This window comes from Actinoplanes solisilvae (assembly GCF_003999975.1).
Classification (GTDB): Bacteria; Actinomycetota; Actinomycetes; order Mycobacteriales; family Micromonosporaceae; genus Actinoplanes; species Actinoplanes solisilvae.
The window spans coordinates 58991-71269 of the sequence record NZ_RJAC01000029.1 but is presented as its reverse complement, the minus strand read 5'-3'; the positions used below and the strand labels follow the sequence as shown (position 1 = coordinate 71269).

The window sequence follows — 12279 nt, the reverse complement described above, 5'->3', positions numbered from 1 at the left end:
CTGCCCGAATAGCGCCGGGCGGTCACCCCAGCGCCGGCCCGTAGACGTTCAGGTCGTAGAGGGAGTAGCCCCAGCCCGTCGCGCGCTGGGTGCCGAGGACGCGGACGAACCGCCCCGACGCGGTGACGGCGATGTCGTCGACGCCGCCGTCGCCGGTCGTGGTGGCGTACACGGTGGTCCAGTTGCGACCGTTGGCCGAGGTCTGGATCTGGTAGGCGCGGGCGTACGCCGTCTCCCAGGTCAGCTTCACCCGGTTGATCGTGCGCGCCTGGCCCAGGTCGAGGCGCAGCCACTGCGGGTCGGAGTAGGCGCTGCCCCACCGCGTGCTCAGATCGCCGTCGGTGGCGTTCGCGGCCAGGTGCAGGCTGCCGGGCTCCACGCTGGAGGCGACACCGCGTACGCCGCGGGCCAGATCGACGCCCGGGGGCTGCTGGGGACCGTCGGTCTTGATCCGGATGTTGCGGTAGCTGATGTCGAGCCCGGCGCCGTCGTTCTGCACGCCGATGTAGCCGTCGGAGATGTTGCGGTTGCTGACGTAGTCGTTGACCTTCACGCCGTTCAGCCACACCTCGACCCGCTGGCCGTGGACCCCGATCTCGTACGTGTTCCACGAGCCGGGCGGGTTGAGCGCGGCGTCACGCACGGCGGGGTTCGGCGCCGCGAAACTGTAGACGCTTCCGGTCGTACGGGAGGGGTCGTTGTCGGTGGCGTCGATCTGGATCTCGTGGCCCTGGTCGACCGGCTTCCACGGGTCGCCCTGCGGATCCTGGAAGCCGATGAAGACGCCGCCGTTGTCGTCGCCGGGCATCATCCAGTCGAGCTTGAGCGAGTAGTTCGCGAAGGTCCGCACCGGGTACCACAGCAGACCCATGCCGCCCTGCGAGCTGATCGTGCCGTCGGCGAGCGTGAAGCCGCCCGGCCCGGCCTGCCGCCACTGGTCGAGGCTGGCCTGGGTGCCGTCGAACAGCGGGGTGTAGCCGCTCTCGGGCCGGCAATCGGCGGCCCGGCTGCCGGACGCGACCTGGATGCCGCCGAGCAGTTGCCGCCGGAAGTTCGCTTCCGCGTACGACTCGTCGGTGTGGCCCAGTCCGGTATACCAGGCCCGGCCCGCGCCGACCGACTTGCACCACGTGATCGGATGGTCGGCGCCCATGTTGCCGCCGCTGTAGGAACTCTCGTCGAGCGTGGCGAGGACCTTGGCGCCGGTCGACCGCGGGTTGGTGCGGTAGTTGTACCACTCGTCGTAGCGCGACCACGCCTGCGGCAGATGCGCCGTCGAGGCGTTGCCGCGGTCCTCGACCCGTACGGTGGCGGTCTGGTTGGCCGGGTGCGAGTGGAAGTACGCGCCGACCAGGTTCTCGTACCACGGCCAGTCGTACTCGGTGTCGGCCGCGGCGTGCACCCCGGCGAAACCGCCACCCCCGTTGACGTACGCCTCGAAGGCGCTCTGCTGTGCGTCGTTGAGCACGTCACCGGTGGTGGAGAGGAACACAACGGCCTGGTAGCGGACGAGGTTCGCGGTGGTGAACTGGGCGGCGTCCTCGGTGGCGGTGACGGTGAACCCGTTCTCGGCGCCGAGCTGCTGGATCGCGGCGATGCCCCGCGGGATCGACGAGTGGCGGAAACCGGCCGTCTTCGAGAAGACCAGCACGTCGCTGAGCGGACCGGCCGCGGCGGCGGGCGTCGCCGGTATGGCCAGCGACGCCCCGACGAGCAAGAGAGAGGCTGCGGCTTTTGTCCAGAACGCGTTACCGATTCGACCCAGGCCCATGACCGATAGTTAACATTGGATCTCCACGCCGGTCAATCACCGCCTATCGATGCCCGGTACGGGTTTCGTCTGTTGGCGGCACACGCTGGACGGCCGTGAACGCGACGCTGAGCAGGCCCGCGCGGGTCTGCACCTGGTAGCGGGTGCGTCCGCGTTTGACCACCGTTCCGGGCAGGTCGGCGTACTTGCCCGTGCCGGTCAGCCGCACCCGCTCGCCGACCTGTACGGGCACCGGCGGCACGGTTCGGGTACGGCCGGCCCGGATCCGCGCGAGCTCGGCCTCGTAACGCGGGTCGAGTTCCGCCGCGCCCTCTCTGTACGTCCAGGTGTAGATCGCGGACGCGGAGAAGCCGGGGGAGCAGTCGCGGCACGACTTGACGCGGACCGGCCGGCGGTGCGCGGTGGTGCGGTGACCGGCCGGGCAGACCCCGACCCACGGGCCCTCGACGCTGGGCGCGTCGGCCGGCATGCACCGCTCGCCCGAGCTGCCGATCCGCCGGGCGGTGGCGCGCCACTTGCGGTCGTGGCCGTGGCCCGGGCCGGTCAGGGCGTGCGCGATCTCGTGCAGCACGGTGTCGGTGACCTGCTCGGCGTCGTAGAGGGCGACGAGCGGGCGGGACAGGCCGATCTCCTTGCGGTCGAAGCGGCACACCCCGGCGCGGGTCTTGGCGTTGTCGAACACCAGGCGCCAGCCGGTCAGCCGGTGACGTTTGATCAGGCCGTTGGCGAGATCTCGGGCTGCGTGCAGTTCCAACCTCGGTGCTCCCCGTAGTGCTTCGTGCGTCGGTGACGCCAAACGATGGTGCCACGCGTGGTGCCGGGCGCCCAGCCTGGTCATCGGCGCTTCGCGGCGATCTTCGCCCGGATGCGGGCGGTGCGGATGGCCAGCTGGAGAGTCTCGACGTCGTAGGCGCCGTAGTGGCGACGGCCGTTGATGAAGAACGTGGGGGTGCCGGAGACGCCGCTGAGGTCGGCCGACTCGAGGTCGGCGGTGATGTGGTCGGCGCACTCCGGCAGCATCATGTCCTGGTGGAACTTGTCCTGGTCGAGGCCGAGCTCCCCGGCGTACTTGATCAGGTCGGCGATGCGCAGGTGGTCCTGCCGGGTGAACATCAGGTCGTGCATCTCCCAGAACTTGCCCTGCAGGCCCGCCGCCTCGGCGGCCTGGGCGGCGATCTGGGCCTGCGGGTGCACGTCGGCCAGCGGCAGGTGCCGCCAGACATAGCGCAGGTCGTCGTCGGTCATCAGCTCGCGGACGACCGGCTCGGCGCGGCCGCAGTAGGGGCATTGGAAGTCGCCGTACTCGACGAGGGTGACCGACGCGTCGGCCGGGCCGCGCACGTGGTCGCGGCCGGGGTCGACGTCGGGGATCAGGTCGACGATCTCCTCGACGTCGCCGAGCAGGGCCACCGCCTTGCGCGGCTTGGGCAGCCGGTTGGTCAGCGCGAAGACGGCCCAGGTGATCAACGAGGCGGCGACGATGGCCATCAGCAGGCCGAGCTTCGCCTCGGACAGTTCGGGCTCCTCGAGCGCCAGGTTCGCGATCAGGAACGAGACGGTGAAGCCCATGCCGGCGATCGTTCCGGTGCCGAGCACGGACGCCCAGCCGACGCCGGGACGGATGCGGCCCCGGCTGAGCCAGCTGACCACGGCCGACGTGCCGGCGATGGCGACCGGCTTGCCCACCACGTAGGCCAGGAAGACGCCGAGCGTGACCTTGGACATCAGCGCGCGCCCCAGGAAGTCGCCGTCGATGAAGATGCCCGCGTTGGCCAGGCCGAACAGCGGCACGATCAGGTAGCTCGACACCCCCGACCACGTGCGGGTCAGGCGGTCGTTGGGCGACAGCGTGCGCAGCAGGCCAACCCGGGCGAATCGGGCCAACTCGGGCGTGGGTTGCTCACGGAACGACCGGAACAGGTCGCTGGCCTGTTCGAGCTCACCCCGCGCCGGTGTGTACGCGGCCGCGGCCAGCCCGATCGCCAGGCCGGAGACGACCGGGTCGATGCCGCTGGCCAGCGTCGCCCCCCAGATGACCACGCAGAACGGCAGATAGATGAAGCCGCTGTGGATGCCGACGCGGATCATCACCAGGGTCACGATGAAGATGCCGATCGCGAGCAGCAGCGGCCCGACCCTGATGTCGTCGGAGTAGGCCGCGGCGATCACGACCAGGGCGACCACGTCGTCGACCACCGACACGGTCACCAGGAACAGCCGGGCCTGTACGGGGATGTGCCGGCCGACCAGGGCGAGCAGGCCCAACGCCAGCGCCGTGTCGGTCGACATGGCCGCGCCCCAGCCCGCCGCGCCCGGGCCGCCGTGGTTGATCGCGAGGAAGATGCTGATCGGCAGGGCCATGCCGACGATCCCGGCCAGCGCGGGCAGCACGAAGCGTCGCCGGTCCCGCAGGTCGCCCAGATCGAACTCGCGGCGCGCCTCCAGGCCCACGACCAGGAAGAACAGGGTCATCAGGCCGCTGTTGACCCATTCGCGCAGGTCAAGGTCGAGGCGCTGGTCGGCGAACTGGATGCTCAGCTCGGTGTGCCAGACCGTCTCGTAGCTCGAATCGGACATGTTCGCCCAGATCAGCGCGGCGACGATCGAGGCGACCAGCACCCCGGCGCTGCCCGCCTCGGTGCTCAGGAACGCGCGGAGCGGGGTGGCAACCCGGTGCGTCCACCGGGTGGTCGTGATTTCGTCGACGTCGCTCACGGGACTTACACAAGCATGCGACAGGCGACCTTTCCACACTCTGTGACCAGCGCCTATCCAAGAACATTTTGGTCGAACGCTCCCGCGTGACCGGCGTCTGGTTAAGATCTCAGGTTCAGGTGCGCGGCGGCGTTTGCGGCGGGGTTTTCTGGAGGCGGGTTGACCAGCATCGAGGATCTCTCGTCGCAGTTGTCCGACGCCCTCGCGCAGCTCGACGGCCTGCGGACCCTGCACGAGGTGAGCAAGGCCGTGCACGCCAGCCTCGACCTGACCACGACCATGGACGCGATCGTGCACGGCGTCACCAAGGCCTCGGGTTTCGAGTGCGCGGTGGTCAACGTGCTGCAGGACGACGGCCAGTTCACGGTCGTGTCGGTGGACGGCACGGAAGAGATCCGCAAGTCGCTGCTGGGCACCCGGACAACGGTCGACAACTGGGACGAGCTGTTCGGCAAGGCCGAGCAGTGGGGCTCGCTCTACTTCCTCGACCACAACCACGCCCGCCCCGACGCCATGATCACCTGGACGTCGAGCACGCTGCCGCTGCCCTCCGACTCCGACGGCTGGCACCCCGAGGACATGCTGTTCGCCCCGCTCACCTTGCCGACCGGCGACCTGGTGGGGGTGCTCAGCGTCGACCTGCCGCGCGACGGGCGCCGGCCCGGCCCGGTGCAGCGCGAGATGCTCGAGCTGTTCGCCCAGCACGCCTCGACGGCGGTGCACCACGCGAAGCTGCACCACGAGCTGGCCGAGAGCCGCGCCCGGCTGCACCACGCGGCCACCCACGACCCGCTGACCGGCCTGGCCAACCGGTCGCTGCTGCGCGCCTTCACCGACGAACTGGCCGGCCGTTCGGGCGTCGAGGTCGGCGTGATGGTGATCGACCTGGACGACTTCAAGACCGTCAACGACGCGGGCGGGCACGACGCCGGCGACGAGGTGCTGCGCACGGTCGCGGCGCGGATGGCGGCGCTGGTGCGCCCCGGCGACCTGCTGGCCCGCACCGGCGGCGACGAATTCGTCGTAGTGGTCAGCGGCGACCAGGCCGACGCTGTCCTGCGCGGCACGGCCGAACGCATCCACGAGGCCCTGGCCGAGCCGATCGAGACCCGCGGCGGGCCGTGCAAGGTAGGCGCGAGCATCGGCTACGCCTACGGCGTGAGCAGCAGCGACTTCGCCCAACTGGCCTCCGCCGCCGACGCCGACATGTACCGCACGAAGCAACGCCACCGCGCCAAACGCCCCTGGGTCGCGTAGCCCGATCATGGCGCCGTCGCCTTGATCACGTAACAGGCGGGCAGCGCGTCAGCGGCCGCGCCGAGCCCGGCGTAGAGCTGAGGGGCCGGGGCCTCGAAGAACGCCTCGAGCTCGAGACCGACATTGATCAGAGCCATCACGACGTCGCTCACCGGCCACACGAACGCCCGCAGCGGCGATTCGCCGTTGGCACCGATCGGCAGCTTGGCGTCGTCGGTCGTCGCTCGATGCTGTTCCCGGCCGAAGTAGTCGCCGGCCACCGCGAGCTGGTTGTCGCCGCGGACGGCGAGAACCTCCCAGGCGGGATGGTGGTCGCACAGCAGCACCGAGCCGCCCGGACGCAGCCGCCCGGCCACGATGCCGGCGAAGACCGCCAGGTCGGGCACCCAGCAGATCGCACCCCAGCTCAGATGGATCAGATCGAGGTCGACCAGGTCGGCCGGCAGGTCGAACATGTCGGCCCGGCGGAAGTCGGCGTCGATGCCCGCCTCGGCGGCCCGGCGCCGCGCGTGCTCGATCGCCACATCTGATATGTCGACGCCGATCGCCCGGGCGCCGAGGTTGGCCCAGGACAGCACCTCGTCGCCGAACGAACACGCGAGCTGCAGGACCCGGCGGCCTCGCACGTCGCCGGCCAGCTCACGCTCGAAATCCTCCAGACCGACCGCGCCGGCCCGGAACTGCTCGAGCGGGCGCCCCTCGCGGCGCCCGGCGATGCTGTTCCACCCGGCGCGGTTGGCCTCCGTGATGGGGGTGATCCGTGGGTTCATGGGCGCAAACCTAGCGGCCGGCGGCCGTCCGGCGAGTTCGTTGTCCACAGGCCCGGAGTTGTCCACAGGCCGCCCGCGGGCGGCTCGACAGAGTCCTATCGTGGGCGCCGTGCTGCTGACAGTGGAACCCTTGCGAGCCCTCGGTGACGCCGACCGGCCGCGGCTTCGTTTCTCCGCCGCGCTCGATCAGGCCGACCCGCGACGCCTTCTCTTCGTCGACGAGAAACCGGCTTTCGAGCTGTCCTACTGGTGCGGCATCTGCCAGATCCTGTTCCAGCGGCAGGAGGGCTCGACCGAGACGTTCACCGCCGACGGCGACGATCCGATCGAGGCGTTCGGCGCGCTGCTGCCCCGCGGCGACTACCAGCCGATGCGGCTCGAGCTGCGCCCGCGCTTGGTCCACCCGTCGTCCCCCGGCGACTATTTCGCCGAGGAGCAGGTCGACACCTGGGGCCTCGACTCGTTCTGGGGTCTGCCGGTCTACCCGCGCACACCTTATTACCGCACCTTCGAGACGGCCGTCGGCGCCGACGCCCACTTCTACGAGTTCGTCGTGCCGATGGTGCCGCCCTCGTGGAACGAGCGCGCCCAGGTCGAGAAGTACATCGCCGACCTCGACGCGGGCCAGAGCCTGAGCGGGGTGGCCGTCTCGGTCCTCGACGTCAGCGAGCCCGCCACGGCCGAGGGCGCCGACCACCACACCCACTGGGCGCTGACCCACTTCCTGCTCGACGGCCACCACCGGTTCCAGGCCGCCGCCGAGACAGGCCATCCTGTACGGCTTCTCTCCCTGCTCTCGGCCGACAACGGGCTCGCCGGCTCGGCCGAACTCGCCCGTGTGCCCGTCTTGCGCTCGCAGGCCGCCGCGGCCCGCCGTCCCACGGTTCGGCAGTTCCGCCCGCCCCGGAAAAGTGGTGGATCATGAACGAGGACTTCGACGAGGTGCTGGCCGCGGTCGGGCCGCGACTGCGTGAGCTGCGCTTACGCCGTGGCATCACCCTGGCGGAGCTGGCCGGCAGCACCGGCATCGCGACCAGCACCCTGTCACGGCTGGAATCCGGACACCGCAGACCCGGGCTGGAACTGCTGCTGCCACTGGCGCAGGCCTACCGCACGCCGCTCGACGAGCTCATCGGGTCGGCACCCGGGCTCGACCCGCGCGTGCACCTGCGGCCTACCACCCACAACGGCATGACCGTCGTGCCGCTGACCCGCAAACCCGGCGGCCTGCAGGCGTACAAGCAAGTGCTGCCCGCCGGCCTCACCGGCCCGGAACCCGAACCGCGGTCCCACGAGGGCTACCACTGGCTCTACGTGCTCAACGGACGCCTGCGCATCGTGCTCGGCGACCAGGACTTCATCCTCGAAAGCGGCGAGGTCGCCGAGTTCGACACCCACCTGCCCCATTGGTTCGGCCACGCGGACGAGCACCCCGTCGAGATCCTCAGCATTCTCGGCCCACAGGGCGAACGGTTCCACATCAGAGCCAGTACGGGGTCACGGAAGTGATCCTCGTGAAGGCAGACCTGCAGCAGTTGAGAAAGGACGCGGAAGCGCTTGCCTCGGCCGAGCTGCGGCCGCTGCCCGACGACGATCTGGTCTTCGTGCTGCGCACGGCCTACCGGTTGGAGCAGGCCGTCAAGGTGTCGCAGGCGCGCATGGTGCGCGAGGCCGCCAGTCATGGCCTGCCCAGGCGTCAGGGTTTTCGCACCGTTCCCTCCTGGCTGCGTGCGCTGCTGTGCGTTGATCCACAGCCGGCGCGGGAGCTCGCCGGCGCCGCCGACGCACTGGCCCGCGAGCCCGCGATCGAACAGGCAGTAATCGTCGGCGAGGTCGATCTGAGCCAGGCAACGGTGATCGCGGCGACGATCGACGGCATCCCCGACACCCTCGCCGAACTCGACCTGAGCGCGGACGGCACCTCCACTGGCGACGACCAGTCCGGCCGCCACGATCCGATCAGCCTCGCCGAGATACGCGAGATAGGGGAACGGGCCCGGGCCACGATGATCAAGATGGCCGGCCAGCTCCCGGCCTACCAGCTGCGCAAGGTCGGTGACCGGATCCTGGCCTACGCCGCCCCGGACCTGTCCGACCGCGCCGACGAAGTCTTCCTGGAACGTCAGCAGGAACGCGCCCACAAACGCCGCGGTTTCACCCTCGCCCTGCCCGTCGACGGTTTGGTGCGAGTATCGGGTCTGCTCGACGCCGAAGCCGCCGCCATCGTTCAGGCCGTTCTGCACCCGCTCTGCCGTCCCATCCCTGGCGACGACCGCCCGATGGCGCAGCGCCGCGCGGACGCCCTGGTCGAAATCTGCAATTCGGCTCTCCGCACCGCGGCGCTGCCCGAAGAAGGCGGCGAACCACCCCAGATCACAGTGACCGTGCCCTACGACGTGCTTGCCAACGCCCTGAACGTCGGTCCGGCCGATGCCCATCATCCTCGTGCCAACGAAGGCACAGGCACCGACGCGGACGTGCAGCCTGACGCAGACTCGCGCGCTGACTCCGACGACGCGGGTCCGGGGCTTGACACGGTTCCCGCCACTAGCGATACGAGTTCGCCGGGACGGCATGCCCTCGGGGTTGGTACTACGGACACAGGCCAACGGTTGCCGGGCAGTGTGGTGCGGCGGCTGGCCTGCGAGGCGCGCCTTCTGCCCGCGGTTCTCGGGGCGCGGGGCAGATTCTCGACCTCGGGCGCAGCCGACGCCTGGTCAGCGGTGCATTACGCCGCGCGCTGCACCTTCGCGACCGCGGATGCGCTCACCCCGGCTGCGATCGTCCTCCACGATGGAGCGGCGGGCACCATATGAACATTGGACCGACGTCCGCGTGACAGAACTGGACAACCTGGCATTCCTCCGCGTGAACCGCGCCGGGCCAGGAGTTTCACGCGCCGTGGCCAGCCACCCGTACCGAGCGTCGCCCGAACTGCCGAGTTGTGCACTCGATCATTCCGCAGACGGAGCGCGTCGGGGGCTGGGTGAGCCTGTTCACCAGGCGCCTTTCGGGACCCGGGCACCCCCGGGCTGGGTCGTGCGGATCTCGACACCGGTGTCAGCAGGTGGAGCAGCTGCGTCGCCAACGGCCGGCTCATCACTATCGGGCCGCCCGTGACTGCGAAGAGCCGTCGCCTGATCACCCTCGACCCGGCATGCGCTTTACGAGCATCAGCGGCGCATTCATCTGTCGATGTGCGGATGCCCGATCGCGCAGGACGCCCGGTGGGGTCTTCACGGATACTGGCCAGATGCTGACTCAGGCCGCTGGTCTTCACCGATCTCTTCGGCGAGCAACGGCGGTGGATCGCGCTGACCCAGCCGCGCTTCGCGCCGCCCGGGTGTGGTGTTGCTCGACGAGGCTACCGCGCAGGTCGACGGGCTGACCGGGGCAGCAGGGCAAGAGTGCATCCGGCGGCTGGTCGAGACGTTTGAGGGTCGCCGCCGATCGGTCGGTGACTGCGGGTTCAGAGGTAGCTGACGCCGGTCAGTTTCTCGGCCGCTGCCCAGAGCCGCTTGCCGACGACTGGATCGGCGGCCTCCTGGCTGAGCCGGGCCTCGGCGACCCGGCCTCGCGTCTCCCAGAACCCGGACGGCCCGAAGAACTGGCCGCCCCGCACACCGGGCTCGGTCGCGGCGCGCAGCTGCGGCAGCGCGCCCTGCTCCACCGGCTGGGTGGCCAGCAGGCCGGCCCAGGCGATCAGCTGCCCGAACCGGCCCCGGTGTTCCCAGGCACGTGGAGTTAGGTTGGTGCGGGTAAGGCCAGGGTGGGCCAGCGCGCTGACGATCGGCGATCCGGCGGCGCGCAAGCGACGGTCCAGTTCGATACCGAAGATCGTGGTGGCAAGCTTGGACCGGCCGTAGGCGGGAGCGGCCCGGTAGTCACGCTCGAACATCAGATCGTCGAAATCGAGGTGCGCGTTCTTGTGGGTGATCGAGCTGAGACTGACCACGCGCCCTTCGCGCGCCGCGGCCAGGTTGGCGAGCAGTAGGCCGGTCAGCGCGAAGTGGCCCAGCATGTTGGTGCCGAGTTGCAGCTCGAAGCCGTCGGCGGAGGTGCGGCGGGGCCCGAGCAGCACCACGCCAGCGTTGTTGACCAGCACGTCGATCACCGGGTGGTCGGCGGCCAGCTTCGCCGCGAAGGCCCGCACGGAGGCGAGGGAGACCAGGTCCAGCTCACGCACCTCGACGTCGCCGCCGATGCGGCGGGCGGCCTGCTCGCCGGCGGCGGTGTTGCGGACGGCGAGTACGACGTGGGCGCCGTGACGTGCCAGTTCGGTGGCGGTGACCAGGCCGAGGCCCGAGTTCGCGCCGGTCACGACGGCGATCCGGCCGTGCTGGCCGGGGATGCGGTCGGCGATCCATCCGGTCATCTGCTGCTCCTGGGAGTGTCGGTGCGGTAGGCCGACGACGCTAGGCGCAACGCGAGCCGGCTCGGTCGTCCTTTGTTACCTAGGTCTGCGGGACCTAGGTAGGGCGCCCGGCGAGGCGGCACACTTGGGTCATGACCCATCCGTACGCTCGTGAGCTCGGAGATTTCCTGCGCGCCCGGCGCAGTCGGCTGCATCCACACGATGTCGGCCTGGAGCCGGGCGGCCGGCGCAAGGTCACCGGGCTACGACGCGAGGAGTTGGCCCTGCTTGCCGGGCTGAGCACCGACTACTACCAGCGGATGGAGCAGGGCCGGGAGGTACGCCCGTCCGACGACATCCTGGACGCGCTGGCCGCCGCGCTCGGCCTCGACGACGAGGAGCGCCGGCACCTGTTCACCCTGGCCCACGCCGCCCGCCGGCCGATGCCCGCCCGGGTGGACCACGGTCCGGAACGGGTGCCGGACAGCACACGGCGGCTGCTGCGGGTGATGGACACTCCGGCGGTCGTGCTCGGCCGCCACCTCGACGTGCTCGCCTGGAACCCGATGGCGGAGGCGCTGCTCGGCGACCCGGACGCCTACCCGCCCGACCGGCTCAACATGCTCCTGCTGATGTTCGACGACACGCTGACCGGCGAGCGGAGCTGCCCGGACTGGGAGCGGCAGGCCTTGGACTACATCGGCATGATGCGCGCCGCCGTCGCCACCGACCCCACTCACCCCCGCGCCACCGCGATCGTCGGTGAGCTGAGCATCCGCAGCGCGGAGTTCCGGCGGCTGTGGGCTCGGCACGACGTACGCGAGTCGGTGAGCGGCACCAAGACCTTCCGGGTTCCCGAGGTCGGCGACATCGTTCTGGACTGGGACACCTACCCACTGCCGGGAAACCCCGGCCCGGTCATACTGGTCTTCACCGCCGAGCCGGGCAGCGCCGACGCAGACCGGCTGCAGCTCCTGGCGTCGTTGCACGCGACCCGCTCAGCGCTGGCCGACAAGCACTCCTCCTAGGAAGACGCCTCGCCGCGACCGCCGTCGCGTGGGTTCCCACGCAACCCGAGCGGGCCTTGGTACTCGACCCAGGTTGGGGAACCCCAGAAACGACGGCTCGCGGTCAGTAGCTCGCCAGCAACCTCATGCCGTTACTCCCGCCGGCCACCGACCTCGGTGAAGGCCGTGGCGACCGATTCCTCGGCGTCGAGCGGCAGGTCGGCATCGCCGACAGCGGGCAACAACAGCAGGAGGCGTTCTGCCTGTGTGCGTTCGGAGTCCGTCTGAGCAGCGACCACGAGAAGCTCTCGCCACGAGAGGCCCGGTCCTTGGAAGCCCCCTCCAGCGCGGCGAACATGATGACCGAGTCGGAACCCGCTGGTTCAAGGAGGTAACCCCACCCCG

11 protein-coding genes are annotated in these 12279 nt (G+C 70.2%); 5 read left to right on the top strand and 6 right to left on the bottom strand.

Translation table 11 applies throughout. The annotated features are described in order from the left end of the window. Positions 1 to 22: 22 nt before the first annotated feature. The 3 genes from EER30_RS40570 to EER30_RS40560 form a co-directional block, all read right to left on the bottom strand. Complete coding sequence (locus EER30_RS40570; protein WP_127507114.1) at positions 23 to 1771, bottom strand: ThuA domain-containing protein; 1749 nt, start codon at positions 1769 to 1771, stop codon at positions 23 to 25. Positions 1772 to 1814: 43 nt separating this feature from the next. Next, complete coding sequence (locus EER30_RS40565; protein ID WP_127507112.1) at positions 1815 to 2525, bottom strand: SprT-like domain-containing protein; 711 nt, start codon at positions 2523 to 2525, stop codon at positions 1815 to 1817. Between the two features lie 80 nt (positions 2526 to 2605). After that, a complete protein-coding gene (locus EER30_RS40560; protein WP_127507110.1) occupies positions 2606 to 4486 on the bottom strand; it encodes a Na+/H+ antiporter NhaA in 1881 nt (626 codons plus the stop codon). A gap of 159 nt (positions 4487 to 4645) precedes the next feature. Between EER30_RS40560 and EER30_RS40555 the strand changes: the two genes are divergently transcribed. Beyond that, on the top strand, positions 4646 to 5743 hold the full coding sequence (locus EER30_RS40555; protein ID WP_127507108.1) for a GGDEF domain-containing protein: 1098 nt from the start codon (positions 4646 to 4648) through the stop codon (positions 5741 to 5743). A 5-nt stretch (positions 5744 to 5748) separates the two neighbouring features. Here the strand turns inward: EER30_RS40555 and EER30_RS40550 are convergent, their stop codons facing one another. Further along, positions 5749 to 6513 carry a class I SAM-dependent methyltransferase gene (locus EER30_RS40550; protein WP_127507106.1) on the bottom strand — a complete coding sequence of 255 codons (765 nt, stop codon included), beginning with the start codon at positions 6511 to 6513 and terminating at the stop codon, positions 5749 to 5751. A gap of 109 nt (positions 6514 to 6622) precedes the next feature. Between EER30_RS40550 and EER30_RS40545 the strand changes: the two genes are divergently transcribed. From EER30_RS40545 to EER30_RS50110, 3 genes are read left to right on the top strand one after another with little or no spacing between them, the layout of a single operon-like run. After that, positions 6623 to 7438, top strand: coding sequence for a hypothetical protein (locus tag EER30_RS40545; protein ID WP_127507104.1), 816 nt, complete (start codon positions 6623 to 6625; stop codon positions 7436 to 7438). Beyond that, positions 7435 to 8022 (top strand): helix-turn-helix domain-containing protein, encoded by a 588-nt coding sequence (locus EER30_RS40540; protein WP_127507103.1) that lies wholly within the window; start codon positions 7435 to 7437, stop codon positions 8020 to 8022. Before EER30_RS40545 ends, EER30_RS40540 begins: the two co-directional genes overlap by 4 nt. Next, complete coding sequence (locus EER30_RS50110) at positions 8019 to 9329, top strand: DUF222 domain-containing protein (RefSeq protein ID WP_432417592.1); 1311 nt, start codon at positions 8019 to 8021, stop codon at positions 9327 to 9329. Before EER30_RS40540 ends, EER30_RS50110 begins: the two co-directional genes overlap by 4 nt. Before the next feature lie 653 nt (positions 9330 to 9982). On the opposite strand, the gene EER30_RS40520 is transcribed toward EER30_RS50110, so the two are convergent. Next, the gene (locus EER30_RS40520) at positions 9983 to 10888 is read right to left on the bottom strand and encodes an oxidoreductase (RefSeq protein WP_127507101.1); all 906 of its coding nucleotides are present in this window, start codon (positions 10886 to 10888) and stop codon (positions 9983 to 9985) included. Between the two features lie 131 nt (positions 10889 to 11019). Here EER30_RS40520 and EER30_RS40515 point away from each other — a divergent pair, with 131 nt between their 5' ends. Further along, entirely contained in the window at positions 11020 to 11895 is an 876-nt protein-coding gene (locus EER30_RS40515) for a helix-turn-helix transcriptional regulator (RefSeq protein WP_127507099.1), read from the top strand. A 131-nt stretch (positions 11896 to 12026) separates the two neighbouring features. Here the strand turns inward: EER30_RS40515 and EER30_RS47635 are convergent, their stop codons facing one another. Continuing rightward, positions 12027 to 12173 carry a hypothetical protein gene (locus EER30_RS47635; protein ID WP_164842667.1) on the bottom strand — a complete coding sequence of 49 codons (147 nt, stop codon included), beginning with the start codon at positions 12171 to 12173 and terminating at the stop codon, positions 12027 to 12029. Between the last annotated feature and the right edge of the window lie 106 nt (positions 12174 to 12279).

Bases quoted from the DNA above. Each gene is read 5' to 3' on its own strand.
- EER30_RS40520 (WP_127507101.1), bottom strand. From the start codon at position 10,888: ATGACCGGATGGATCGCCGACCGCATCCCCGGCCAGCACGGCCGGATC.
- EER30_RS40540 (WP_127507103.1), top strand. From the start codon at position 7,435: ATGAACGAGGACTTCGACGAGGTGCTGGCCGCGGTCGGGCCGCGACTG.
- EER30_RS40550 (WP_127507106.1), bottom strand. From the start codon at position 6,513: ATGAACCCACGGATCACCCCCATCACGGAGGCCAACCGCGCCGGGTGG.
- EER30_RS40515 (WP_127507099.1), top strand. From the start codon at position 11,020: ATGACCCATCCGTACGCTCGTGAGCTCGGAGATTTCCTGCGCGCCCGG.
- EER30_RS40570 (WP_127507114.1), bottom strand. From the start codon at position 1,771: ATGGGCCTGGGTCGAATCGGTAACGCGTTCTGGACAAAAGCCGCAGCC.